Raw genomic sequence first — 23,001 nt, 5'->3', positions numbered from 1 at the left:
AAAAAAGCCTCAAATGATTGCATAGCAATCATTTGAGGCTTTTTTGATTCTGAATTATTTTGAAATTAAATCCGATCGAATATCTGCGGAATGTGGGTTTAACTGTCTCGCTCTGAAGGAATTCTTGATAAACCGATTCATCTCCAAAAGAGTCGATCGCAATTTGAGCTTTTGGCATTACCATCAACGGAGATTGAACGGGTAGATATTTGCAATATCCGACAACAATCACCTCAAACTCGTGAGTCGGTATTGCAGTTGGGTACTCCTCAACCCTCACAACGAACCAATCTCCAGTACGATAGTGAGTGCTAGCACCAGAACCATCAGCGCAGTGAAACTTCAGCAATCTGTATCTCGGTGCGGAGATAGGTTCGTTGGATGAATCAAAATATTCTGCAAGGATATCAGGCATCGGTGAACCCGTCCCACGCGAATCATCTCCATTTAACACGCAACTTCCTACTTTTTACTCGGTGGAATTTTCTCGATCGAAATCAGCGCCTCCATCACCGACTCCACAATCGGCGCCGCCACAACTCCCCCCGTACCACCACCCTTAGGCTCATCAATCACCGCCAGCACCACATACCGAGGAGCCTCCACAGGCACGATCCCCACAAAGCTAGTAATAATCGCCTTATCAGAATAACCCCTACCAGCGCTAGCTTTTTGAGCCGTCCCCGTTTTGCCAGCAATCCGATACCCAGGAATTTGTGCAGCTTTCCCCGTACCGCCATCCACCACAGTTTCCATCATTTCCAAAACCTGCTTGGTAGTTTGCGGCGAAAAAACCTGCTTCGGAACAGCCCTCGGCAACTTCCAAAAAGGTTGACCATCCCGATCGAAAAGTCCCCGCACAACATGAGGAGTTACCAACTTGCCACCGTTAGCCAAAGCCCCATTAAGCTGCACCAACTGCATCGGAGTAATCGAAAAACCCTGACCAAAAGCAGTAGTAGCAACTTCCACCGGAGAATTAATAAATTGGTCTCGATTTTTAAGCTGACTCGTTACTTCAAAAGGCAAATCTGTACCCGCAGTTTGTCCCAGTCCCAGTTTTTCTAAAGCTTGATAGTAAAGAGAAGATTTCATGGTGTTCATTACGTGCACCATCCCCACATTACTAGAATGTTTCAAAATCTCCGTAACAGTCGAAGGGCCGCGGGCGCCTGCTTGTTTGTAATCGGAATTTTGGATAGTCCAGACATCCATATAAATCCGACCTTCGTCGTTAAACACACTGTTAGGTTTGACCGCACCGGCTTCTAGGGCGATCGCCACATTAATCGGTTTAAAAGTCGAACCAGGCTCATAAACATCAGTTACAGCCCAATTTTTATAGCGCGACAAATCGAAATTAAAATATTGATTCGGATCGTAGGAAGGTTCCGCCACCACCGACAGCAACTCCCCGTTGCGGGCATCCATCACAATCACCGCACCCCGCTTCGCCTCGTGTTTGAGCATTTTCTCCTTCAGAGCAATCCGGGCCGCCCGCTGCAAGCGACTGTCGATCGTCAATTGCAATTTCAAGTCATCAAGCTGCACAAAACCCGCCGTCAGTCGATCGGGAAGCCAACGCCCGTCGATCGACTTACTAAATTGAATCGACGGCATCGATCGTTCCAGCAAATTCTGCTGGCTGTATTCCACCCCAGCCTGTCCCTTCCGTTCCCCATCCACATAACCGAGAACATCCGCCGCCAACTCCTGCTGCGGGTAAAAACGCTGCTGCTGCCGCACCAACTCCAGCCCATCCACGGGACTATCTTTAATTTGCATCCGCCCCACGCGATCGGCTACCTCTTGAGCCAAAGAACTAGCAATCGTAATACCGCTTTCGGCCAGATTAAACCTTCGCAGCAGTTCAGTTTCCGCCGTATTGCCAGGGGCTACTTCGATCGGCAGCATCGGAGCCAATGAGGCCGCAATCTCCGCCTTCGAGTGCTTGAACAACTTCGGGTGAGCGTAGAGCGTGTACACCTGTCTGTCGATCGCCAACACATTCCCCGCGCGATCGACGATCGGGCGTCTCGGCACAAACGGCTTCGTTTTGAGAGTTTGCTGTTGTTCGGCTTGTTTGCGGAGTGCCGGAGCCCGCGTCACCTGCAAATAAAACAAATTTACTGCCAGCCCCACCCCCCCGAGCATCAACACCACCCACACAGCCCACAAGCGGAACTTGTTGCGTTTTAAACGTTCCAGCGGTGGCCGGGGCTGGCTGCTAGCCGTAGCCGCAACTCTGGGTTTGGCTGGCTTGCCCCACCAAGTGGGATCGCTCGACGCTTTTGGACGTTTAAAATTCGGCGATCTGTAGCGGTCAAAACGGGGATCGTAGCTCATAGCATTCAAAGTTCACCGACAAGTTCTACCATTTTAGATTTTAGATTTTAGATTTTAGATTTATGAATTGAATAATTGAATAATTGGCAATAATTTATAAATATTGGATTTGGATTTGCTGCTTACTTTAGCATTATTTTTTTGAAGTCCTATTATTTTAAAATAATATTTTAAAATTTTTACCGACGGTTGGGATGAAAAAATCGATCGGCACTTGCACAAAAATCAAACCCGAAGCAAGGCCCTCGGACACTTCCCAAGAGGGCCCTCTCCGCGTTGACATTGCCCAAAAACGGATACCGCAGCTCCGACAGACAATCTTTGTGCATATCCCCAAATTTTAGACTCAAGATTCAAGCCTCCAGATTCACGGCGCTGCGAGTCAATCTAAAATCTAAAATCTAAAATCGACATTGCCTCAATAGCCCAGTGGCGTTTCGCCACCCGATCGATTCTTGAGAGCAGGTTCTTCGGAGTTTGGTGCCGCCGCACCGGGCGATCGGTTTTCCGGGGCCGGGCGCAAGAAAATCGTGTCCGCAGGCTTCGGCGCCACCAAACCGGTTTCTGGATTTTCAGCTTCTTTAGCAAGTTGGTGTTTCAAGACTTCGCTAGCAGCACTCAACTGCTGTTCGCCCCGGCGCAGAGTTTCCAGCTTTTGATACTCTTGACTCCAGCGCTGCTCGCCGTAAACAGTCAAACCGTAGAGAGTCAGAGCACCGCCCAACAGCAGCACCGCACAGGCCCAGGAGGCGCGCTCCACCCGCAGGAGCGATCGCAGCCACATCGGATGCGAGGAGCGATCGGGCATCACTTTCAGCACCGATCCTTGGGCTTTCTGTTTGGCCTGTTCGTCGGCCCGCGAGTAGTTAGGCAATTGGGGCCCAGTTTTTGCCCGTCTAGCTCGGGCAATAGAAGTAACTTTGCTTTTGGCAGCGTCTGTGGTGGGCTTGCCGGTCGATCGGGAGCGGCGAGGAGAATCCGGGGATCTGATAGCAGCAGTCATAGAGTTCACCAATACGTAAAGTGGGGCAGATCGCAGTTTGAGTGAGGTTAGAAGTTTTTGCGGTTGCCGATCGCCAATTTCTGGAAATCTCGGATCGATCGGTTATCCTTACCAAAGATACCTCACAAACCAACCAACCCATCCTACCACTGGTCACTTTTACTTCAGGATTTGCCAAAAAAAATGAATTTTTTGCCGGTTCGCCAGAATCAATGTGAAATTTATTAATAAATGCAGTATTGTAATCAACGAGCGAATCGTCGATCTATTCGTGCCAGCATTGTTTCTCAAGTACACTATTCCCTTCCTTGCGATGGGTTTTGAATGTTAAGGAGTGTTTATGAACAAGGGATTAATTCGTTTGACTTTGGCAATTGGCATTGCAGCAGCCCTCGGCGCCTGTGGAGGAGATACCACCAGCCCCAGCTCTAGCCCCTCTCCCGGCGGTGCTGGTGGCGGCACAACTCCTCCTCCTCCTGTTTCTGCTCCAGCAACACCAAAGGAATCTCCAAAGGCTTCTCCTGGCGCTGAAAAGTCACCGGGCGCTGAAAAGTCTCCGGCTGCTGGTGGAACTGCTTCCCCTTCTCCTAAAAAGCCCTAACCAGGGCGATCGCGGAGTACAACCCCAACGGGCCTAGGCTCAAGCGTGAAAAATGGTTCGCTCTTCGCATTTTTCAATCTCATCAGTCTAGGTCTCAAGTTGGGTGTTATTTATAGTCAGATGCTTTTACTACAGTTCAGCACCTCCCCTTACTGCCGCAAAGTCCGCTTAGCCCTCGGTTACAAGGGCATCCCCTTTCAAGTAGAAAATTTGACACCGGGCCTGCACGTTTTGAAACTCAAGCCTCTCACGGGGGGTTTGAGGACAGTGCCGGTACTGCTGCCTCAACTTGAAGGTCAACCAGGGGCGATCGCAGACTCGACGCAAATTTTGCACTGGATCGATTATAGTTTTCCTTCGCCACCCCTGGTGCCTGCAGACGAGAGTTTGCAAGCAGAGGCTTGGATGCTGGAAGACTGGCTCGATGAAAGCATCGGCATTGCCACTCGATTTGTTTACTACGAGTTTCGCGCCGGTGCGGGCAAGGAAATCGACCCATCTCTTTTGAGCCAGTTAGTGATTCAGTTGGCGCGCCGCCAGTTCGGCATTAACCGCGCTTCTGCAAAACTCGCCGAGTTGCGCCTGAGCGCTGCTTTAGGCCTGTTGCAGCGTCGCTGGCAAGATGGTTCCTATTTGGTAGGCGACTCCTTGAGCGTGGCAGATATTACTGCTGTCGCGCTGCTGAGTCCTTTAGCTTTGATTCCTCAATACCGGATTGAGTATCCTTGGCTGCTGGAGCGCATTGTCAACATTCACGAAGTTTGCGGGGAAACCCTGCCTCCGGGATTTTAAAGTGTAGCGGGCGGGCGATCGCCCCAGCCTGAAAATTCCACCAATTAATCATCATTGAGTTCTCGGCCAAACTCACCCTCCTTGGCCCCCTCGGTTCGCAAATCCACCAGAATTTGCCAAAAACTTAGGTATCACAAAGGTTAAAAAAAGTCAAGGATATTATCGGAAAAATATAAATTTTTCAATCTGTTTTAATATTTCTATACTTAGATGTTAGCCCTTAGCAGTAAAAGCACAGCTCGATCGCCAGCAAGGCGACAGCACGCACTCGATTGCAGCGAGCGTGGTAGCATTAGCGATCAAAAATGTATCCAAATGTAAAGTGCAGCGCCCCTCTAGGTTTTGAAAGCCACCATTTAGTCAAAAGATTGAGGTAAGTAGTTTTATGCCCGTGACCGTCCCCTTTGAACAGATTGACCGAATTGTTTGGAATCAGCACCACGATCCATTTGAAGTGCTAGGCCCCCACGCGATCGAAGAAAATGGCAAAAAAGTCTGGGCCGTCCGAGCTTATCTGCCCAATGCCGAAGCAGTATCGGTAGTTTTGCCCGAGGCGAGGGCCGAATACCCAATGAAATCAGAGCATCACCCTCACTTTTTTGAATGTACGATCGACACCCCAGAACTAGCAAACTATCAACTGCGGGTCAAAGAAGGGGAACACGAACGCTTTATCTACGACCCCTACGCCTTTCGATCGCCCAAACTCACAGAATTTGACCTGCACCTATTCTCAGAAGGCAACCACCACCGGATTTACGAAAAACTAGGAGCCCACTTCACCGAAGTAGACGGCATCACAGGAGTATATTTTGCAGTTTGGGCTCCGAATGCCCGCAACGTATCAGTCTTAGGAGATTTCAACCTTTGGGACGGCCGCAAACATCAAATGCGGAAATCGCAAAACGGCATCTGGGAATTATTCATTCCGGGACTAGACCTAGGAACTCACTACAAATACGAAGTGAAAAACCAAGACGGACATCCCTACGAAAAATCCGATCCCTACGGTTTCCAGCAAGAAGTACGGCCCAAAACAGCCTCAATTGTCACCGACTTAGATACCTACACTTGGCACGACAGCGATTGGATCGAACAGCGGCGGCACACAGACCAACTAACGCAGCCGGTTTCGGTTTACGAATGCCACATCGGTTCTTGGCTGCACGCGGGTACAGCCGAACCTGCGGTACTGCCAAACGGAGAAATACAACCAGCAGTGCCGGTTTCGGAACTGAATCCGGGCGCGCGCTTTTTGACTTACCGCGAATTGGCCGATCGGCTAATTCCCTACGTCAAAGACTTAGGATTCACCCACATCGAAATGCTGCCCATCGCCGAACATCCCTTCGACGGTTCCTGGGGCTATCAAGTAACAGGCTATTTCGCCCCAACATCCCGCTACGGCACACCCGAAGATTTCATGTATTTCGTTGACCAATGCCACGCCAGCGGCATAGGCGTACTCGTGGACTGGGTGCCGGGACATTTCCCCAAAGACGGCCACGGTTTAGCTTTCTTTGACGGAACTCACTTGTACGAACACGCCGATCCCCGCAAGGGCGAGCACAAAGAGTGGGGAACCCTAGTATTTAACTACGGCCGCAACGAAGTTAGAAATTTCCTAGTATCAAATGCTCTGTTCTGGTTTGACAAGTATCACATCGACGGCATTCGCGTAGATGCAGTAGCCTCGATGCTGTACTTAGATTACTGCCGCGAACCCGGAGAATGGCTGACCAACCAGTACGGCGGCCGCGAAAATATCGAGGCGGCAGATTTTCTGCGCCAGACAAATCATACAATTTTTAGCTATTTCCCAGGTGCGCTGTCGATCGCCGAAGAATCTACCTCTTGGCCGATGGTATCTTGGCCGACTTATGTGGGCGGCTTGGGCTTCAACCTCAAGTGGAACATGGGTTGGATGCACGATATGCTCGACTATTACCACATGGATCCGTGGTTCCGCCAGTTCCACCAGAACAACATAACTTTTAGTATGTGGTACAACCACAGCGAGAATTTCATGCTGGCTTTATCCCACGATGAAGTCGTCCACGGCAAGTCCCACATCATCGGGAAAATGCCAGGGGACGAATGGCAAAAGTTTGCAAACGTGCGGTGTTTGTTTACCTTTATGTTTGCCCATCCCGGAAAGAAAACGATGTTTATGGGGATGGAGTTCGGCCAGTGGCAAGAGTGGAACGTTTGGGGCGACTTGGAGTGGCAGTTGCTGCAATTTGAGCCACACCAAAAGTTGAAGCTATTTTTCAAGGATTTGAACAATTTGTACCGCAGCGAAACGGCACTTTACAGTCAAGATTTTGCTGAGGATGGGTTTGAGTGGATTGATTGCAGCGACAACAGACACAGCGTGGTGGCCTTTGTGCGCCGCCAGAAGGATGGCGACGAGTTTGTGGTGACGGTGTGCAATTTTACGCCGCAACCGCACTCTCACTATCGCGTCGGAGTGCCGGAACCGGGTTTCTATACGGAGTTGTTTAACAGCGACGCGCGGGAGTACGGCGGCAGCAATATGGGGAATTTGGGGGGTAAGTGGACTGATGAGTGGTGGTTCCACAACAGTGCTTATTCGATCGACTTGTGTTTGCCGCCTTTGGGTGTGTTGATCTTAAAGATCGATCGGGAAAAAACAGGAGCAAAATCTCAAGAGTTTTAAGTTGTGAGAGTTTTGAGTTAACAATCAAAACTTGATTAAGCATCAAACTTTGAGGTTATTCAGAAACCCGGTTCTTCAAGAAACCGGGTTTTTTCTGTAACTCCATATAGCAAAGTTTCTTGTTTGAAGGAGAGAAAAATCGGCTCGCGATTTCAAATCGGGTAACTGCGGAATTATTCAACCACAGAAGAAGCAGAGAAAGAGGAGAGAAATTTATCATTCCCATGCTACCGGATTCGAGATCCCAGAAAAACTCGGTGTTGCAGCGACGGCATCTGGCGGCGGACTTGTTTTAGTCGATCGCGAGTTATCGGCCGTTCATCTTCGGCAAAAAAAAACCTTAATGAATTTCGCTAGTTTTTTCGTGTACGAACGTACACAATTACGCGACCGAATAAAAACTATTCAGCTCAAATCCGGTAACTGCGGAATTATTCAACCACAGAAGAATCAGAGAAAGACGAGAGAAAATTATCATTCCGATGCTAACGGATTTGAGCTGAAATAGCGGTTTTATACTTTTTCTCTGGTTCAAATTCACCACGCCTGACAGGGCTGGGTTTTCTAGCACCCTAGCAACTCAATCAGTGTCCAATTCCCAATTCCCAATTACCAATTCCCAATTCCCAATTTTCAACTGCGAGTATCGGAAGCGCCAAGATTGTAAGAAACTTTAGACTGCTCAACTGTTATTACTTCCGAAATAGACTGTTCCGACCCTGCATCTAAATTGGGCAGCGGCATATGCTTCATTTCCCACACTTTGAGCAATATTAAATATTCATAAAAAGCTTGTAGCGTGCACCAAGCCAATCCAGCTTGACCGTCAAGAAATCCGCCGAGTAAAATATACATATAGAAAAAGCGCACCACAGGCCGCAAAGGCAAACGCAAAGAAAAATCTTTCAAAGCGCGGCGCCTTTCCACCTCCGACGCGCCAAACAATAAATCCCACCAATTTACTTGACCCGCTGCTAATTGGCGGAGAGTTTCAGCCGCCTCGTCAGTCGAGTAGCGGTTGTGCTTTTCAATCCAGCGAGAAAGACCTTTGCTGCAAGTATAGTGAGGGTAGGTTTCCTTCAAAAAGTGAGTCGGGCCGTTGCAGACTTCCCGTTCTGTGTGACCGTAGTCAGTAAACCATACTCGCTCTTTGCGAAACAGGCGCATTTGATAGCGCGGATATTGAGTGCTGCGGCGAATCCAGCGCTCCATAAATATTACTTTTTCAGCTACGTAATAACCGATATATTCTTGACTTTCGATCGCCTTTAAGCATTCAGCAAACAGTGCAGGCGTCATCCGCTCGTCAGCTTCGAGGATGTAAACCCATTCGTACTTGCATTCTACTTCTTGGAGCATCCAAGTCCGCTGGCGTCCGTGAGTTTCAAAGCGGTGCTGCACTGTTTGCACCGGATAGTTTTTAACAATCTCAAGGGTGCGATCGCTGCTGAAAGAATCAACTACAATGATATCGTCACAAAGCAGTGCCGATTCAATGCAAGCGGCGATATCAATCTCTTCGTTGTAAGTCAGAATATAAATTGAGAACATTCCCAGCTTTCAGTAAGGGCAAACTATCCGGCAAATCAAGTATTTATTTTTCAGGGATGTCTCGACTTGCACGCTTTCGGTGATGGCGTCGGTCAGTCGATTTTAGATGTTAGATTTTAGATTTTAGATTTACTTGCAGCTCCGTGAATCTGGAGATTGAACTTGCGTCTAAAATTTCGATCTTTCTACGACTTAGGTGTGGCGCTTGTATCCGTTTTTGCGCCGGTCAATTTTTGCGGTGGCCGAACCGCATAATTCCCATACTTCTGAGTCCACTCCAACCAACAGTAATGTAGCCGATGGCCAACAGCAAACTGTTGATTCCAGTCTGCAAACTCGAATTTCTCGATCGAGTTCTCAACTCTTTCTCTTTTTGTTGCTTCTGGGTACTAATCTCTTTGCGAGCTTGATTTGGCAGTTCTTGGGCTTGCTGTTCCAAGAACTTATCGAGGGCTTTCGGGTCATTTTTCGACTCCTGAAGCACGGTTTTTAATTCCTTGGGAAGATTTGGATTCTTGAGTTCTTGTTGCAGCTTCCCGTCGTCTTGCAGTAGCGCGCCTATCTGGCTGCGGAGAAGGCTTTTACGCTGTTCTAACTCAGATTTATACTGCTCGCTTTTAATTTGTGCATCTAGTTTAGCTTCTGCTTGTCCGGCTTCTTTGTCGAGTAGAACCAGAGCATCTTTGAGTTCCAGGCGAGTATTGTTGAGATGAACGGGAACCAGCAATAGGTAAATTAGCCCTAACAAGCTGGAAATCAATAGTGCCCAAAATCGCAAATCAACCCAAACATTGCGGCGGTCAATAGAGACTCCACTGCTGCTGTCCACCCAAAAGCCCGTCATCAGCAGGGCGATACCCATCAAAGGAATAATGCCTCGGTCAACTATCTGAGTTGCTGCGGCAAGCTGCCAGCCTCGATTGCTGATGTCCGAGATTTCTCCCGGCAGCGATAGAACAATGCTGTTAAGCAAGGCAGAGAGAATCAAGATAATCCCGACTACTTTGAGAGTACGAGCAGCTACTGAAGAAAATTGACGGCTGTTAGTTGCTTTCATAATTCCTGTTAGATAATTCTACACCGTTAGATTCAACGAAATTTTGTTTAATGAGTTGACTGATGAGAGGGTAAGAAACTGTTCGTTGTTTTCCCAACATATTTGGACATTCCTTCCTGTTTGGGTACTTTTTCACCCATAGCTGTAACCGTCCTTTTGATGAATTGGTTTTTCGACATATTCGAGCTTGATACCAATCCGTTTTTTGCCGAAAGTGAGATAGATTTCGCCCTTACCATTGCTGTACGGGCATAGCCTCGCGATATACGTTCCAGCATTCACACATGAGAGGAATCACTGTTTTCACAATGTCACCAGTGCAAAAACCATGAATCGGACGCAACGGACGGTACTTCTGTGGATAGCCGAGTTTATCGGTTTGACATCGCTGCCGTCCGCCTTGACCTGTCGATTTGACTCGCAGAATTTTACTGGTTAAGACTTTAAGAGATTCAACCACACCTACACAGGCAGCATCTAACCAATGCTCTTTAGGCAGTCCTAACCGAGTACGGTTGTATTTGGTTTGCCCACCTGTCCCCGTCTTAACTGGCAACCCAGTTGCTTTTAGCATCAAGAATAGCTTCCAGCGAGTAGAGTTCACCGCAGCCGCATCTTTTAGCGGTGATGAAGCTTGTTTGAGGATTCGAGAAACCAGATCGGGCTTGCCTTTAAGAAAGTCTCGAATGTCTTTGTTTCCTTTCTTTAAGTTGCACTTCTCACAGGCCAAACACAGGTTAGAAACTCGGTCAGTGCCACCATTGGCCCGTGCTTGAATATGTTCTATCTGCAAGGGCACACCTTCTTTTGAGCAGTAAGTACATTTGCGTCCCCACTTCACAAGAAGATACTCGCGCACCTCATAGCCTGCTAGAGTTCCTTGCTGATAGTCAGTTCCAGAGATTTCTGGATTCTGCATTTGCTGCATATCAAATTTGACAAGTTCTTGTCTGATTTGGGCCACAGGCGCAAATTTGCAGAGTCGTTTCACCCACGTTTCAACCGTCAAAACACGGTGCATTAAGCTAGGTGCTAACCAACCTTTTGCACGACTGCGGTTGAGAAACCGAGCCTGACGGTAGCGAGTATGGCGCCCTCTTCGCCCTCGGCGAACAGCTCTACGTGCTAAGAGAGCGTCCTTGATGCCTTGCCCTCGGTGTTCCAGTTCCATCCCCCAGATCGCCTCATTCTGGTTAGTGACAAGGCTGATTCCGGTCGTTTTAGAACCTGGATCGATCTTGAGTGCGAGCGGATAAGTGACGATGTTCTCCACAGCCCGATTCACGATCAGCGTGAATGGATAACGCCGAAACACGGCAGCTTTGCCTGCTTCCATCAGCTTTCGAGCATGAGCCGGATGAATGGGATTCATCGGTGTTTTGTTTGCATCAATCAGAAAAACGTAGTTGCTCATGGTGTTTTGGTCGGTTTGACCAATCCTTAGTAATGTTTGCTTCGACAATGCTCTTAAGGCTTGTCATGCAGTATCAGAGGGCTTTCTAGATGTCTCGCCTTTAGTTGATAGTTGCGACAGAGCGGAAAACTAGCGTTCATTCTCCGGTGTCATGACCTTGAGAGCGTAGCCAACCTTGCTTTTCGGGCAGGTAACTCTTTTTACGGCTCAGTCATGCACGCTCATCCCACCTACCCAAAATGTTTAGTTCTGTGTAGCTATGGGTAGACATTTACGAGCGGTAAGGTTTAGGTAGGTTTCACCCCCTATATCTCTCGCCTGCGGTGATGGCGCTGCACTTTCATCCCCTGTCTTATAGTAATTGATCCACAGAGAGCTGAAAGAAATAATTGTTTCCCAATCTTTTGACCCTGGAATTACCAACTGCACAACACGGCAGTCACGGGAGCATCTCAGTTTTGAAAAAAGCATTTTTTATTATAGTGCGAGGGTCCCCGCTCGCGAGTATTGCAGGACTCGCGAGCGGGGACCCTCGCACTATTAAATCCAAAACTCAGATGCTCCCGGCAGTCACTCGATCGATTTGAGATTTTCCGTTTGGGATTTAAGATTTAGACCTATTGGCAAAAATAATGCAACTCTCGGCTCGCGATCGAATCCATACGGAATAAGTCATTGCTCGTTGCTCACCGCCCATGGAAAATCGAAAATGTTACTACTGCACAGACTCATCTGGGAGTTTGAACTCTTAGTCTCAAATTTGGGGCTGCTGGCGGCTGTGGGAAAGCAAGTATCGGTTTTTTTGGTGGGAGGAGAGATACAGGAGTAGCTATTTCCCCCTTTTTCCTTCTGTTTGCCGGAAAGCGCAGCCGAAGGGCATTCTTGTTTGTTGCTTCCTGCTTAAGAGTGACCAATTACTAATTACCAATTACTAATTGCGAACTACTAATTATTGGCTGCTCGATCGCTCGTTCAATGGCAAACGCGCTCTTGTCTCACATTTTTTGCTAGGATGATTCATCGCCGTGCAATTTTTTTAGTCATGAGTGCAATGATTTCGGGTGTTTACAGGTTGGGAGAACTTGAAAGATCGATCGCCGACAATCCTCAAAAGTGGCGTCCGATCGTGTTTACTAACGGCTGCTTCGATATCCTGCACGCGGGGCACGTCCGCTATTTGCAGGCGGCAAAAGCTTTGGGGCGATCGCTCGTGGTGGGCTTGAATAGCGACGTTAGCGTGCAAGCTATCAAACCGCAGCAGCCGGGATTGCCGCCCCGTCCGATCGTACCGGAAATTCAGCGAGCCGAAGTGCTGGCTGCTCTCAAACCAGTAGACGCCGTGGTAATTTTTTCCGAAATTACAGCTACTAAACTGATAAGTATCCTGAGGCCTGATATATACGTTAAAGGAGGCGACTATCAACTCGAAAGTTTGCCGGAAGCACCGGCAGTTATTGCCGGAGGTGGCAAGATTTCTTTGATCGAAATAGAAGTTCCGAGTTCTACCAGTGCGATCGTCAAACGCATTTTGCAGTTAGGCGTTTAACCCCCGATCGCAAATAGCAAACAGTGAGCTAAACTCAGAAGTTACCCCATCCAAAATACCAAGAGTGCGATCGCTCGTACAATTTTATCCAAATTGCTAAGCAGGAGATAATTTTAATGGAACTCACAAGCAATCACACGATCGCCCAAATCCTCGAAAAAAACAAAGCTGAGTTACTAGCAGACTGGCTCAAAGAACTGCAAAACACCGGGCTGCGGCGGGACGACTTGATGAGAGCCAAAGAATTGCGATCGGAGTGTCAAGAGTTCCTGCAATTGCTCCAAATAGCTGTGGGACACGGTAACTTGAGCGACATCCAGACACCAGAGTGGGAAAATATGCGGCTGCTGCTGGCCGAAGTTTCGCGATCGCGCGTTCAGAGAGGCTTTACTCCCTCAGAGATAGCCAGTTTTATCTTATGCTTCAAAAAGCCATTGTTCGATCGGCTGTGTCGCGAATTGACACAAAACCGCGACGCACTTGTCGAACAACTTTGGCTGTCCACCAGCTTATTAGACCAGCTCGGTCTTTGGGTGACAGAAATCTTTCTCAAAGCTCGCGAAGAAGTCATCGAACGCCAGCAGCAAGAAATGCTCGAATTGTCAACACCCGTAGTCAAACTTTGGCAAGGTATTCTCGCTTTACCCATGATTGGAACTCTTGACAGCGCCCGCACTCAAATAGTCATGGAAACTCTGTTGCAGGAAATCATGGAAACAGGCTCAGAATTTGCGATTTTAGATATTACAGGGGTGCCTACTGTTGATACTTTAGTCGCTCAACATTTATTGAAAACTGTAGCCGCCGCCCGTTTGATGGGTACTGAGTGCATCATTAGCGGCATTCGCCCACAAATCGCTCAAACCATTGTTCATTTGGGAGTTGACTTGCAGGATATTCTGACCAAAGCTACTTTGGCAGATGCTTTTAAAGTCGCTTTGCAGCGCCAAGGTTTAACTATCAAAAATATTAAAGAGGAAAGATAAAATATAGTAATGGGTAATGGGTAATTGGTAATTGGTAATGGGTAATTGGTAATTGGTAATGGGTAATGGGTAATGGGTAATGGGTAATTGGTAATTGGTAATGGGTAATTGGTAATTGGTAATTGGTAATGGGTAATTGGTAATTGATAATGGGTAATTGGTAATGGGTAATTGGTAATTGGTAATTCCTCTGTTATTTACATTGAAAACCGCTCTATTGTGTTTATTGCTGCTAAAAATTCATTTAATTCAAAACTCAAATAGAGGTGAATTTATGGAACGGATTCCTATCCTGCAAATGGGAGAGTTTTTGCTAGTAACAATCCAAGTGGATATGCACGATCGCTTGGCAATGACGTTGCAAGACGACCTGACAAACCGCATAGTAAAAACGGGAGTTAAAGGTGTTTTGATAGAAATTTCTTCCTTGGAAATCGTAGATTCTTTTATCGGTCGCATTCTCAACAATATCGCTACCATGTCGCGATTTTTAGATGCTGAAACAGTTGTGGTCGGGATGCAGCCAGCGGTGGCGATTACGCTGGTTGAATTGGGGCTTTCTTTGACAGGAGTTCGGACAGCTTTAAGCGTTGAGAAGGGGATGAATTTATTGCGAAAATCCTTGGGTTTGTCTGATTCAGAGGTGTAAATAATCGATGAATTGTCCGGTATTTAGAGACGGAGAATTAAAAACAGGTTTGTTTGTAAATACGTTTTTGAGACAGTGAAGATTTATTGCCAGAAAGAATTGGTTTAAAGCCCCAAAACTTTTCGTTTTTGAGAAATTAAAATCAGACGATTCATTACTCCAATCATCTTCCTTCCAGGTATAGATCGCCCTCTTGCGGTCAACTGTTAACTGTCTACTGTTAACTGTCTACTGTCAACTGAAAAGGAACTAGGTTGAGGAGTGTAACTTCTATGTTTTGTGGAGAAGTTCTATTTTACTAGAGTAGCCGCCATGTCAAAACGTGAGACACTAGAAATTCGATCGTCCTCCGATATAGTCCACGTCCGACAGCAAGTGCGAAGTTGGGCTGTAGCAATGGGATTCGGCTTGGTAGACCAAACGAAAATTGTTACCGCAGCCAGCGAACTCGCCCGCAATACTGTAGACTACGGCAAGGGGGGAACTGTAACTCTAGAAACGCTCCAATTAGGTACTCGTAAAGGGCTGCGGCTGATATTTGAAGACAAGGGCCCGGGAATTCCAGACATCGAATTGGCAATGACTGACGGTTATACTTCCGATCGCGGTTTGGGTTTGGGGCTCAGCGGTTCTAAGCGGTTGATGCACGAATTTGAGATTGTTTCTACGGTGGGTAAGGGGACTAAAATTGCGATCGTCCGTTGGAGATGAGAGGGGGAGATGGGGAGATGGGAGATGGGAAGAGGGGGAGATGGGGAGAGGGGGAGATGGGGCGAGAAACCGGGTTTCTACGAGTTTTGCATTGAGTTTTGCATTGAGTGGCGATAAATCTTCTAAGAAACCCGGTTTCTGAAACCACTGATGACTGATGAGGGGCGAGAAACCGGGTTTCTACGAGTTTTGTGTTTGGTTGCGATAAATCTAGGAAGAAACCCGGTTTCTGAAACCACTGATGACTGATGAGAGGCGAGAAACCGGGTTTCTACGAGTTTTGTGTTTGGTTGCGATAAATCTAGGAAGAAACCCGGTTTCTGAAACCACTAATGACTTCTTCCTTTTGAAATGTGCACCACCTTAAGATTAGAACTACAAAAATAATGATCGATACCGTAGCCATACCCGTAATAGAAGAAAGTCAAGTCTCAGAAGCGCGGCGAATCGCTGTCGCCCTCGCGGCGGAAGTCGGATTTAATGAGACCGATCGCGGTAAAGTGGCAATTGTGACTACCGAAGCAGCAAAAAACCTGGTCAAACACGCCCGCGAAGGAGAAATTTTGCTGCAAACGGTACAAACACCGACAGGATATAGCATTCAAATAGTAGCGCTAGACCGGGGGCCGGGTATGGCAAATGTCGGTCAGTGTTTGCGGGATGGTTTTTCAACTGCGGGAACTCTGGGAACCGGACTCGGCGCGATTCAACGCCTTTCTAGTTTTTTTGATATTCATTCTGTGCCGAAACTGGGGACTGCTTTGTTAATGCGGCTGGAAGTGGCACAAAATAGCCGGGAAGCTTCCAAAAACTGCAATTACTTGGAATTTGGGGTCGTTCACTTGCCGAAAGCAGGAGAGCAAATTTGTGGCGATTCCTGGGCGAGGGAAAATTACCTGAACAAAAATCTGATTTTAGTTGCTGATGGCCTTGGCTACGGGGTTTTGGCCCAGGAAGCGTCGCAGGAAGCTGTGCGAGTTTTTGGGGAAAACGCTAAACTCGGGCCGAAAGCTATTTTGGAGAAGGCCCACGCTGCTTTAAAAAATACCAGAGGAGCGGCTGCTGCGATCGCCCTGATCGATCGTACTCAAAAAACCATCTGTTTTGCCGGAGTTGGCAACATTACTGGTGTAGTGTTCACAGATAACCAAACCCGCAGCATGGTTTCCCACAACGGCACTGTGGGACATCGGATGCAAAAAGTAGCAGAATTTGTCTATCCTTGGTCGTCCCATTCCTTGTTAATTATGCACTCCGATGGTTTGGCGGCGCAGTGGGATTTAAACCGCTACCCGGGTTTGGCTGCGAGACATCCGGCTTTAATCGCAGCCGTACTCTACCGAGACTTTAAACGCACCCGCGATGACATGACTGTTGTGGTAGCCAAGGTGAGACAACCAGCTTGATATTAGTTCCCAAAAAGCATGAAACTGCTTTGTGAGCTCTAAACCATGATAGTCATCAGTGATTCCCCAATCTTCAATGCGAAAATCGAAAATCGAAAATGGCATGATTTACCCAATCCTGACGACGGAAGTCCGCTTTGAACAAGACATCGTACAAGTACGCCAAAGAGCTCGCCAAATAGGCGCATTGTTGGGATTCGATTCCCAAACACAAACGCGCATCGCGACAGCAGTTTCCGAAATTGCTCGCAATGCTTTTAAATATGCAGGCGGCGGCAAGGTAGAATTTTTTGTGGAAGGGGAATCGCCGCAGGTTTTTCGGACTCGGATTTCTGACAGCGGGCCGGGAATTCCTGATTTACCGACGGTTTTGGGCCCCAATTTTCGATCGCAAACTGGTGCGGGAATGGGTTTAGCAGCAGCAAAGCGGTTGATGGATGAGGTGCAAATCGATTCGGCGCCCGATCGCGGCACGGCTGTACAATTAATCAAGCAGTTTTCTAAGCTGATGCCTGCGCTGAGTGCGATCGAACTCAACAAATTACTTGACAAACTAGCACGCCAAATTCCTGAAGATCCCTACGCCGAGATTCAGCAGCAAAATCAAGAATTGCTGCGGACTTTAGACGAACTCCGCCAGCGTCAAGAAGAACTCGTACAATTAAATCAAGAACTAGAAGATACCAATCGCGGAGTCGTCGCACTTTATGCCGAATTGAACGATAAAGCCGAATCTCTCCAGCGAGAGGGCGAACTCAAAACTAGCTTTCTCTCCAACATGAGCCACGAGTTTCGCACTCCGCTAACCACAATTCTCAGTATTTCCGAAATCTTGTTAAATCGCATCGACGGAGAACTTTCGCCCGAACAAGACAAGCAAGTAAATTTTATTCGCAAATCCGCCGAATCTCTGGCAGAACTTGTTGATGATTCGTTAGATTTAGCTAAAGTCGAAGCCGGAAAAGTAACTGTGCGCGTGACTGATTTTGAAGTCGAAGATTTGTTCAGCGCGCTGCGCGGAATGATGCGCCCCCTGCTACCGCAAAACTCGCCCGTCAGTCTAATTTTTGAAGTGCCTCTGGAAGTACCAACGCTTACCACTGACGAGGGAAAAGTTTCTCAGATTTTGCGAAATCTGATTTCTAATGCGCTGAAATTTACCGAAGCGGGAGAAGTGAGAGTTGCGGCCGAAATGGGAGAGGGGGGAATGGTTACTTTTTCTGTTGCTGATACGGGTATTGGTATTCCGCCCGCCGACCAAACGCGAGTTTTTGAAGAATTTGTCCAAGTAGAAAATCACTTGCAGAAGGGCGTGAAAGGTACGGGATTGGGATTGTCTCTGTGTAGGAAAATGGCTGAATTTCTGGGGGGAAGTATTGAAATAGAAAGTTCGCCCGGGGTGGGTTCGACTTTTTTGGTGAATTTGCCGATCGCCTATGTTGGAGATTCAGAAGTATCTGCGGAAATTTCTGGATCTCAACCAGAGGAAACAGGGCGGGCGATGGAGAATTTGCGATCGGCTGGGCGGGATCGGACACCAAAAGTTTTGATTGTGAAGGAGCAAAAGAGTTTTTCGGTATTTGGTGAAAGACTTGCGGGCAGAAATTCATTGTACTGCGACGTGCGCCGCCAACGATGGTGAATATTTGCGATCGGCTAGTCTTGAGACTTATGGCATAAATTTTTGATTGATAGTCAACCGCAGATGTAAGGTAGATAAACCCAGATCGACGCAGATAATTTGAAGATTGATCGGGCGGCGGTTGAAACCGCGTCTACATAAACGAAGTTTATTTAATTTGCAACAGCATTTAACTTTGTGCTGTAAAATGTAGCAGTTCTCAGTTGCCGACTATACCGTAGGGACTGAGACTGTGCTTTTGTTCGTGTTTGCGATCGGCTAAAATCCATGATAAATCTCGTTCTTATACCATTTTTCTAAAATCGTGCAACACTCTTCGACCCCCCCTAGCCCCCCCGCTGTATTGCGGGGGAAGAATACTGTTGCATTCTTTTTTTAAATTGGTATTAGCAAAATATCGATAAAAAATAATGCAACTGTAGGTAAGATGCGAACCCACATAGAATCAGCCCTTCCCAATTGTTAAATCTAAAATCTAAAATCCAAAATCTAAAATCGCATGACTTTCATTTCCCTTCAATATGCCCTGTTTTTGTTAGTTTTGTTCGCGGCTTACTGGTTGGTTCCCCTGCGGTGGTGGCGGCTGTTTGTCATGCTGGCGGGAAGTCTGATTTTTTACGCTTCGCTGCAAATTTGGTACATTCCTCTGCTGTTAATCGGTGTTGTGTTTAATTACTGCTTGGCGATGGCGATCGGGGAACCTTTGGATTGGCGGATTGCTAATGAATCTTGGAATCGCCGGCGCTTGTTGGTACTGTGGCTGGGAATAGGGCTGAATGTGTTGCTGCTGCTGGGTTTTAAGTATGTACCTTTTTTCTTGAGTTCGATCGGCACTTTGTTAAATTGGCCTGTTGCTTTAGATAGCGCTAACTGGGTAAAAACTCACGTCATCGCACCCCTGGGATTGAGTTTCTTTTGCTTTGAGTGTATTGCTTATTTGATTGACGTGTACCGAGGCGCGCCGGCTGCTACTTCGCTGCTGCACTTTGCTGCTTACAAGTTGTTTTTTCCGAAACTAATTTCCGGGCCCATTACTCGCTATCATAACTTGATATATCAACTGAAATCCCAGAAATTTCCGACGCCCGATCGCATTTCTGAGGCCCTTTGGACGATCGCCTTCGGTGCAGTAAAAAAAGGTCTTTTCGCCGACAACTTGGGAATTTATGTCGATTTAAGCTTTACCAACTTGCAGCGGGCGGGAAGCGAGGATTTGTGGCTGGCGATTGTTGCTTACGGGCTGCAACTTTATCTCGACTTTAGCGGCTACGTTGACATGGCGCGCGGTACTGCTTTGCTGCTGGGTTGGTATTTGCCGCCAAATTTTGATTTTCCTTATTTTAGTACCAGCATCGCTGATTTTTGGCGGCGCTGGCACATGACTTTGGGGGATTGGCTGCGGAATTATTTGTATTTTCCCTTGGGAGGTTCGCGCGTTGGTTTGTGGCGCACTTGTCTGAATTTATCTCTGGTGATGTTAATTGCGGGAATTTGGCACGGGGCGGCTTGGGGATTTATAGTGTGGGGAGGTTTGCACGGTTTGGCTTTGGCGGTGCACCGGGTGACGGATGTGACTTTTAAGAAGTTGCGGATCGAGTTTTTGTGGGAAAATCCGATCGGAATGGCAATGGGTTGGCTGTTAACTCAAACGATGGTTTTTGGTAGTTGGATATTTTTCCGGCTTCCCGATTTAAAGAATTCGGGATGGGCGATTTCGCATTTGTGGGGACATCCTGCTGACGTGCAGTTTTCGCATAAAGTTTATGTGGAAGCTTTGGGTTTGGAAAGAATACATTTAACGTGGATATTGGCTGCTGTGGCTGCGGCGATGCTGGGGAATTATGCGTTGAGTCGGGCTTTGAAATTGGAGTTAAATTGGCCCGTGAAATTGGTGTTGGTGCCGCTTTGTTTGTATGCGGTTTGGATGTTGGCCCCGGAGGGCGGTTTGCCTTATATTTATTTCGATTTTTAGGAAACGGGGCGGTTGAAACCGCGTCTGTACATACCAAACCCACCTCCGCGGGTTCAAGAAACCGGGCGGTTGAAACCGCGTCTGTACAGACGAAACCCACCTCCGTGGGTTGAAGATAAGTTTGATTCCCTGTAAGGTGCGCATTGCGCACCATTCTTTAGTCCGCGGAGGCGGACATCGTTTGTATAGATGCGGTTTCAACCGCCGAATCTTCTTGGTGCTTTGGTGCGCATTGCGCACCCTACGAATATATTGAGGTGCGCATTGCGCACCCTACAACTGATAGGAACACCAGTCACTCCAGCTACCGACATAGAGTTTAGCATCGGGAATTCCGGCGATTTCTAAGGAGAGTAAATTTACGCAAGCTGTCACCCCGGAACCGCAATAAACGATGATTTCTTCGGCTTTTTCTAATTCCGCCCACCGCTGTTTTTGTTCGGAGGTCGATCGCACTTTTCCAGTTTCATCCGTCACCCCTTGCCAAGGGTAGTTGACAGCACCCGGAATGTGGCCTGCAATGGGGTCGATCGGCTCCCGCAAGCCCTCGTATCTCTCACTTTCTCGCGAATCAACCAAAACCGTCTCCGGCAAGTCTTTTCGCTCTTTTACAGCCTCAATGTCAACCGCCATATCCGGCTGCAATTTCACCACGAATTTACCCTCGCGGGGTTCCGACAAAGTATTTGTTACCGGATATCCCGCCGCTTTCCAGGCGCTGAAACCGCCGTCTAACAAAGCGACTTTGCTGTGTCCCATGTATCGCAGCAGCCACCACAAGCGAGATGCAAAAGCCAGCCGCGAATCGTCATAAGCCACGACTAAAGTTTCTGATGAATTAATGCCGATCGCGCTCAATTTCTCAGCTAATTCTGCAATATTTGGCAGCGGGTGTCTGCCGCCGTGCGTGCCAACTACACTAGCGAGATCTCGGTTTAAATCTAAATAGAAAGCTCCGGTAATATGACTTTCTTGATATTGTTTTTGTCCTAATTCTGCGTCAGCGAGAGCAAACCGACAGTCCACAATTACAACTTGCGGATTTTGGGTATTGGCGGCCAACCATTCAGCGGAAACAATTAAATTGTTGTCATTCATAACTATTCTAATTTGGGGTGGGACATCGACAATTACACATAAATACCCAATAAACCAGAAGATATAGGCTAATTCTTAGGTATGTAGTTGCGCTTCAGCGCTCTTTCTTATATAGCGGTTTTCAGAAAGATGAGGTATGACTGACAGCTTGTAGAACCTATCAACGTATAGGGTTCTCGAACCAACAACATCCGCGAATCTTTTTGAGAAAGGCTATACCTCATCTTTTTGAGAAAGGCTATATATGCAACAAAGAGCGCTGAAGCGCAACTACGTACCTTTCGTTGCGTCCAGAACTAATTTATCGAGAAGGAGTTGCTTTCTGAGGTTCTGCTTTTTCGGAATTGGCTTTCTTAGGATTAGGTTTTTCGGAGCTTTCTTTTTCGGAATTGGCTTTTTTAGAAGTTGGTTTCTCCGGTTCTGCTTTTTCGGAATTGGCTTTCTTAGAAGTAGCTTTTTCTGCTGTTGCGGGAGTTGGCTCTAGGGGAGGTGGATTTACTGCTGATTCTTGAGCGTAAAGCAGATATTTTTGATACTCAATTACTTTTGTCTGAGCTAGTTCGTGGTTGGCGCTGGATACGGGTACTCTTCTCATCAACGATACCGCTTCTTGCCAGCGATCGACAACGATCGCCCAATCTTCCTTCGTTTTTGCCACTCGCCCTAACTCTGCTGCTTTGAGGGCGCTGTTAACGGCCTCTCGAAAGGTATCCGGTACAGTTGCTACATTGGCAGTTTCATCTGGATTCTGCCCCGCAGTGGCTGGCGGCTCGTTTAACATCTTACTGACAAAGGCCACCACGGCGATCGCCAACAAACCCGTTACCAGCCCGACGACAATGAAAGTCGATCGCAATCGGTTCTCAAATGCAGCCAATTCCGGCGATTTCTCCTCATCCATATTTGTACTCTCCCCTTCTGTGCGATCGTCCATATTAGCAACATTAGCAACCGCAATATTTGGGACAGCTTCTCCCGCAAAGTTGTGTGGTTCCAAAATACTGCTCTCCAAACTAAACTCTTGACTCCAAACAGCCCCAATCTCACCGCTTTCTCGCCCCTCAACCTTCACTTTCCGAATCGACTTCGGCTGCAAATCTGTCAGTTTTTCACGGACAAAATCAACTAATATATCTTCTATCGGTAATTGCTCGGCCTCCAAAATTACATCCAAACAGTCGCCGTCGAGATTCGCGGAGGCTGTGATGCCTTCTGATTGTAAGTTGCTGTTGAGCCAAGATGCGATCGCCTGTGGATTTCCCTGCTTGGCAAGTTCCTGAAAATTAAGCTCTGTCATAGCTCGACACCTGATAATGCAGAAAGGAAGGAAGAAGTCATTAGTCATTAGTCATTAGTCATTAGTCATTAGTCATTAGTCATCAGTCATTAGTCATCAGGAAGAAGGAAGAAGGAATGAAAAAGTCACGAAACAATAGTTTTTTTTAGCTGAAAAGAGCATAACTGAAATTCAACGAACAGTATAATCTATATAATCGCTCTCGGTAAATTCAAGCTCAAAGATGCAAATTATCACTCTCGCTCCCCCT

Annotated in this window: 19 protein-coding genes; 11 read left to right on the top strand and 8 right to left on the bottom strand. The window is 47.4% G+C overall.

The genetic code is table 11. The features are described from left to right. Positions 1 to 28 precede the first annotated feature (28 nt). From JGK39_RS15545 to JGK39_RS15535, 3 genes are all read right to left on the bottom strand, one after another. A complete protein-coding gene (locus JGK39_RS15545; protein WP_293296739.1) occupies positions 29 to 415 on the bottom strand; it encodes a hypothetical protein in 387 nt (128 codons plus the stop codon). A gap of 47 nt (positions 416 to 462) precedes the next feature. After that, positions 463 to 2,346 carry a penicillin-binding protein 2 gene (locus JGK39_RS15540; protein ID WP_293296737.1) on the bottom strand — a complete coding sequence of 628 codons (1,884 nt, stop codon included), beginning with the start codon at positions 2,344 to 2,346 and terminating at the stop codon, positions 463 to 465. Between the two features lie 418 nt (positions 2,347 to 2,764). Beyond that, positions 2,765 to 3,349 (bottom strand): hypothetical protein, encoded by a 585-nt coding sequence (locus JGK39_RS15535; RefSeq protein ID WP_293254956.1) that lies wholly within the window; start codon positions 3,347 to 3,349, stop codon positions 2,765 to 2,767. Positions 3,350 to 3,390: 41 nt separating this feature from the next. Here JGK39_RS15535 and JGK39_RS15530 point away from each other — a divergent pair, with 41 nt between their 5' ends. The 4 genes from JGK39_RS15530 to glgB all read left to right on the top strand — a co-directional run bounded on the left by JGK39_RS15530 (position 3,391) and on the right by glgB (position 7,422). After that, on the top strand, positions 3,391 to 3,567 hold the full coding sequence (locus JGK39_RS15530; protein WP_293254959.1) for a hypothetical protein: 177 nt from the start codon (positions 3,391 to 3,393) through the stop codon (positions 3,565 to 3,567). A gap of 122 nt (positions 3,568 to 3,689) precedes the next feature. After that, entirely contained in the window at positions 3,690 to 3,950 is a 261-nt protein-coding gene (locus JGK39_RS15525; RefSeq protein ID WP_293296735.1) for a serine protease, read from the top strand. Positions 3,951 to 4,070: 120 nt separating this feature from the next. Next, positions 4,071 to 4,742, top strand: coding sequence for a glutathione S-transferase family protein (locus tag JGK39_RS15520; protein ID WP_293254965.1), 672 nt, complete (start codon positions 4,071 to 4,073; stop codon positions 4,740 to 4,742). Positions 4,743 to 5,127: 385 nt separating this feature from the next. Next, the gene (glgB, locus tag JGK39_RS15515) at positions 5,128 to 7,422 is read left to right on the top strand and encodes a 1,4-alpha-glucan branching enzyme (RefSeq protein ID WP_293254968.1); all 2,295 of its coding nucleotides are present in this window, start codon (positions 5,128 to 5,130) and stop codon (positions 7,420 to 7,422) included. Positions 7,423 to 8,055: 633 nt separating this feature from the next. On the opposite strand, the gene JGK39_RS15510 is transcribed toward glgB, so the two are convergent. The 3 genes from JGK39_RS15510 to iscB form a co-directional block, all read right to left on the bottom strand. Further along, entirely contained in the window at positions 8,056 to 8,973 is a 918-nt protein-coding gene (locus JGK39_RS15510; protein WP_293254971.1) for a glycosyltransferase family 2 protein, read from the bottom strand. A gap of 226 nt (positions 8,974 to 9,199) precedes the next feature. After that, positions 9,200 to 10,030 (bottom strand): HpsJ family protein, encoded by an 831-nt coding sequence (locus JGK39_RS15505; protein ID WP_293254974.1) that lies wholly within the window; start codon positions 10,028 to 10,030, stop codon positions 9,200 to 9,202. 232 nt (positions 10,031 to 10,262) lie between these two features. Then, positions 10,263 to 11,444 (bottom strand): RNA-guided endonuclease IscB, encoded by a 1,182-nt coding sequence (iscB, locus tag JGK39_RS15500; RefSeq protein WP_293254977.1) that lies wholly within the window; start codon positions 11,442 to 11,444, stop codon positions 10,263 to 10,265. A gap of 1,051 nt (positions 11,445 to 12,495) precedes the next feature. Between iscB and JGK39_RS15495 the strand changes: the two genes are divergently transcribed. The 7 genes from JGK39_RS15495 (at position 12,496) to JGK39_RS15465 (ending at position 20,356) form a co-directional block, all read left to right on the top strand. After that, entirely contained in the window at positions 12,496 to 12,990 is a 495-nt protein-coding gene (locus tag JGK39_RS15495; protein WP_293254986.1) for an adenylyltransferase/cytidyltransferase family protein, read from the top strand. Between the two features lie 116 nt (positions 12,991 to 13,106). Then, on the top strand, positions 13,107 to 13,976 hold the full coding sequence (locus tag JGK39_RS15490) for an STAS domain-containing protein (protein WP_293254980.1): 870 nt from the start codon (positions 13,107 to 13,109) through the stop codon (positions 13,974 to 13,976). Between the two features lie 274 nt (positions 13,977 to 14,250). After that, positions 14,251 to 14,625 carry an STAS domain-containing protein gene (locus tag JGK39_RS15485; protein ID WP_293146581.1) on the top strand — a complete coding sequence of 125 codons (375 nt, stop codon included), beginning with the start codon at positions 14,251 to 14,253 and terminating at the stop codon, positions 14,623 to 14,625. Between the two features lie 312 nt (positions 14,626 to 14,937). Further along, the gene (locus tag JGK39_RS15480; RefSeq protein WP_293254983.1) at positions 14,938 to 15,336 is read left to right on the top strand and encodes an anti-sigma regulatory factor; all 399 of its coding nucleotides are present in this window, start codon (positions 14,938 to 14,940) and stop codon (positions 15,334 to 15,336) included. Between the two features lie 386 nt (positions 15,337 to 15,722). Further along, positions 15,723 to 16,742 carry an ATP-binding SpoIIE family protein phosphatase gene (locus JGK39_RS15475; protein WP_293253461.1) on the top strand — a complete coding sequence of 340 codons (1,020 nt, stop codon included), beginning with the start codon at positions 15,723 to 15,725 and terminating at the stop codon, positions 16,740 to 16,742. Between the two features lie 103 nt (positions 16,743 to 16,845). After that, complete coding sequence (locus JGK39_RS15470) at positions 16,846 to 18,384, top strand: ATP-binding protein (protein WP_293253458.1); 1,539 nt, start codon at positions 16,846 to 16,848, stop codon at positions 18,382 to 18,384. Between the two features lie 499 nt (positions 18,385 to 18,883). Next, complete coding sequence (locus tag JGK39_RS15465; RefSeq protein ID WP_293253455.1) at positions 18,884 to 20,356, top strand: MBOAT family protein; 1,473 nt, start codon at positions 18,884 to 18,886, stop codon at positions 20,354 to 20,356. Between the two features lie 273 nt (positions 20,357 to 20,629). On the opposite strand, the gene JGK39_RS15460 is transcribed toward JGK39_RS15465, so the two are convergent. Both JGK39_RS15460 and JGK39_RS15455 read right to left on the bottom strand, forming a co-directional pair. Next, a complete protein-coding gene (locus tag JGK39_RS15460; RefSeq protein WP_293253452.1) occupies positions 20,630 to 21,454 on the bottom strand; it encodes a sulfurtransferase in 825 nt (274 codons plus the stop codon). 301 nt (positions 21,455 to 21,755) lie between these two features. After that, positions 21,756 to 22,751 carry a hypothetical protein gene (locus tag JGK39_RS15455; protein WP_293253449.1) on the bottom strand — a complete coding sequence of 332 codons (996 nt, stop codon included), beginning with the start codon at positions 22,749 to 22,751 and terminating at the stop codon, positions 21,756 to 21,758. Positions 22,752 to 23,001: the final 250 nt, after the last annotated feature.

Source organism: Microcoleus sp. PH2017_12_PCY_D_A (assembly GCF_020738565.1).
Lineage (GTDB): Bacteria > Cyanobacteriota > Cyanobacteriia > Cyanobacteriales > Microcoleaceae > Microcoleus.
Note: the sequence above shows the minus strand (reverse complement) of the source record. Positions and strands in the feature narration are given on the sequence as shown.

Coding starts and splice junctions, on each gene's coding strand:
- JGK39_RS15545 (WP_293296739.1), bottom strand. CDS start 415: ATGCCTGATATCCTTGCAGAATATTTTGATTCATCCAACGAACCTATC.
- JGK39_RS15540 (WP_293296737.1), bottom strand. CDS start 2,346: ATGAGCTACGATCCCCGTTTTGACCGCTACAGATCGCCGAATTTTAAA.
- JGK39_RS15535 (WP_293254956.1), bottom strand. CDS start 3,349: ATGACTGCTGCTATCAGATCCCCGGATTCTCCTCGCCGCTCCCGATCG.
- JGK39_RS15525 (WP_293296735.1), top strand. CDS start 3,690: ATGAACAAGGGATTAATTCGTTTGACTTTGGCAATTGGCATTGCAGCA.
- JGK39_RS15520 (WP_293254965.1), top strand. CDS start 4,071: ATGCTTTTACTACAGTTCAGCACCTCCCCTTACTGCCGCAAAGTCCGC.
- glgB (WP_293254968.1), top strand. CDS start 5,128: ATGCCCGTGACCGTCCCCTTTGAACAGATTGACCGAATTGTTTGGAAT.
- JGK39_RS15510 (WP_293254971.1), bottom strand. CDS start 8,973: ATGTTCTCAATTTATATTCTGACTTACAACGAAGAGATTGATATCGCC.
- JGK39_RS15505 (WP_293254974.1), bottom strand. CDS start 10,030: ATGAAAGCAACTAACAGCCGTCAATTTTCTTCAGTAGCTGCTCGTACT.
- iscB (WP_293254977.1), bottom strand. CDS start 11,444: ATGAGCAACTACGTTTTTCTGATTGATGCAAACAAAACACCGATGAAT.
- JGK39_RS15495 (WP_293254986.1), top strand. CDS start 12,496: ATGATTTCGGGTGTTTACAGGTTGGGAGAACTTGAAAGATCGATCGCC.
- JGK39_RS15490 (WP_293254980.1), top strand. CDS start 13,107: ATGGAACTCACAAGCAATCACACGATCGCCCAAATCCTCGAAAAAAAC.
- JGK39_RS15485 (WP_293146581.1), top strand. CDS start 14,251: ATGGAACGGATTCCTATCCTGCAAATGGGAGAGTTTTTGCTAGTAACA.
- JGK39_RS15480 (WP_293254983.1), top strand. CDS start 14,938: ATGTCAAAACGTGAGACACTAGAAATTCGATCGTCCTCCGATATAGTC.
- JGK39_RS15475 (WP_293253461.1), top strand. CDS start 15,723: ATGATCGATACCGTAGCCATACCCGTAATAGAAGAAAGTCAAGTCTCA.
- JGK39_RS15470 (WP_293253458.1), top strand. CDS start 16,846: ATGATTTACCCAATCCTGACGACGGAAGTCCGCTTTGAACAAGACATC.
- JGK39_RS15465 (WP_293253455.1), top strand. CDS start 18,884: ATGACTTTCATTTCCCTTCAATATGCCCTGTTTTTGTTAGTTTTGTTC.
- JGK39_RS15460 (WP_293253452.1), bottom strand. CDS start 21,454: ATGAATGACAACAATTTAATTGTTTCCGCTGAATGGTTGGCCGCCAAT.
- JGK39_RS15455 (WP_293253449.1), bottom strand. CDS start 22,751: ATGACAGAGCTTAATTTTCAGGAACTTGCCAAGCAGGGAAATCCACAG.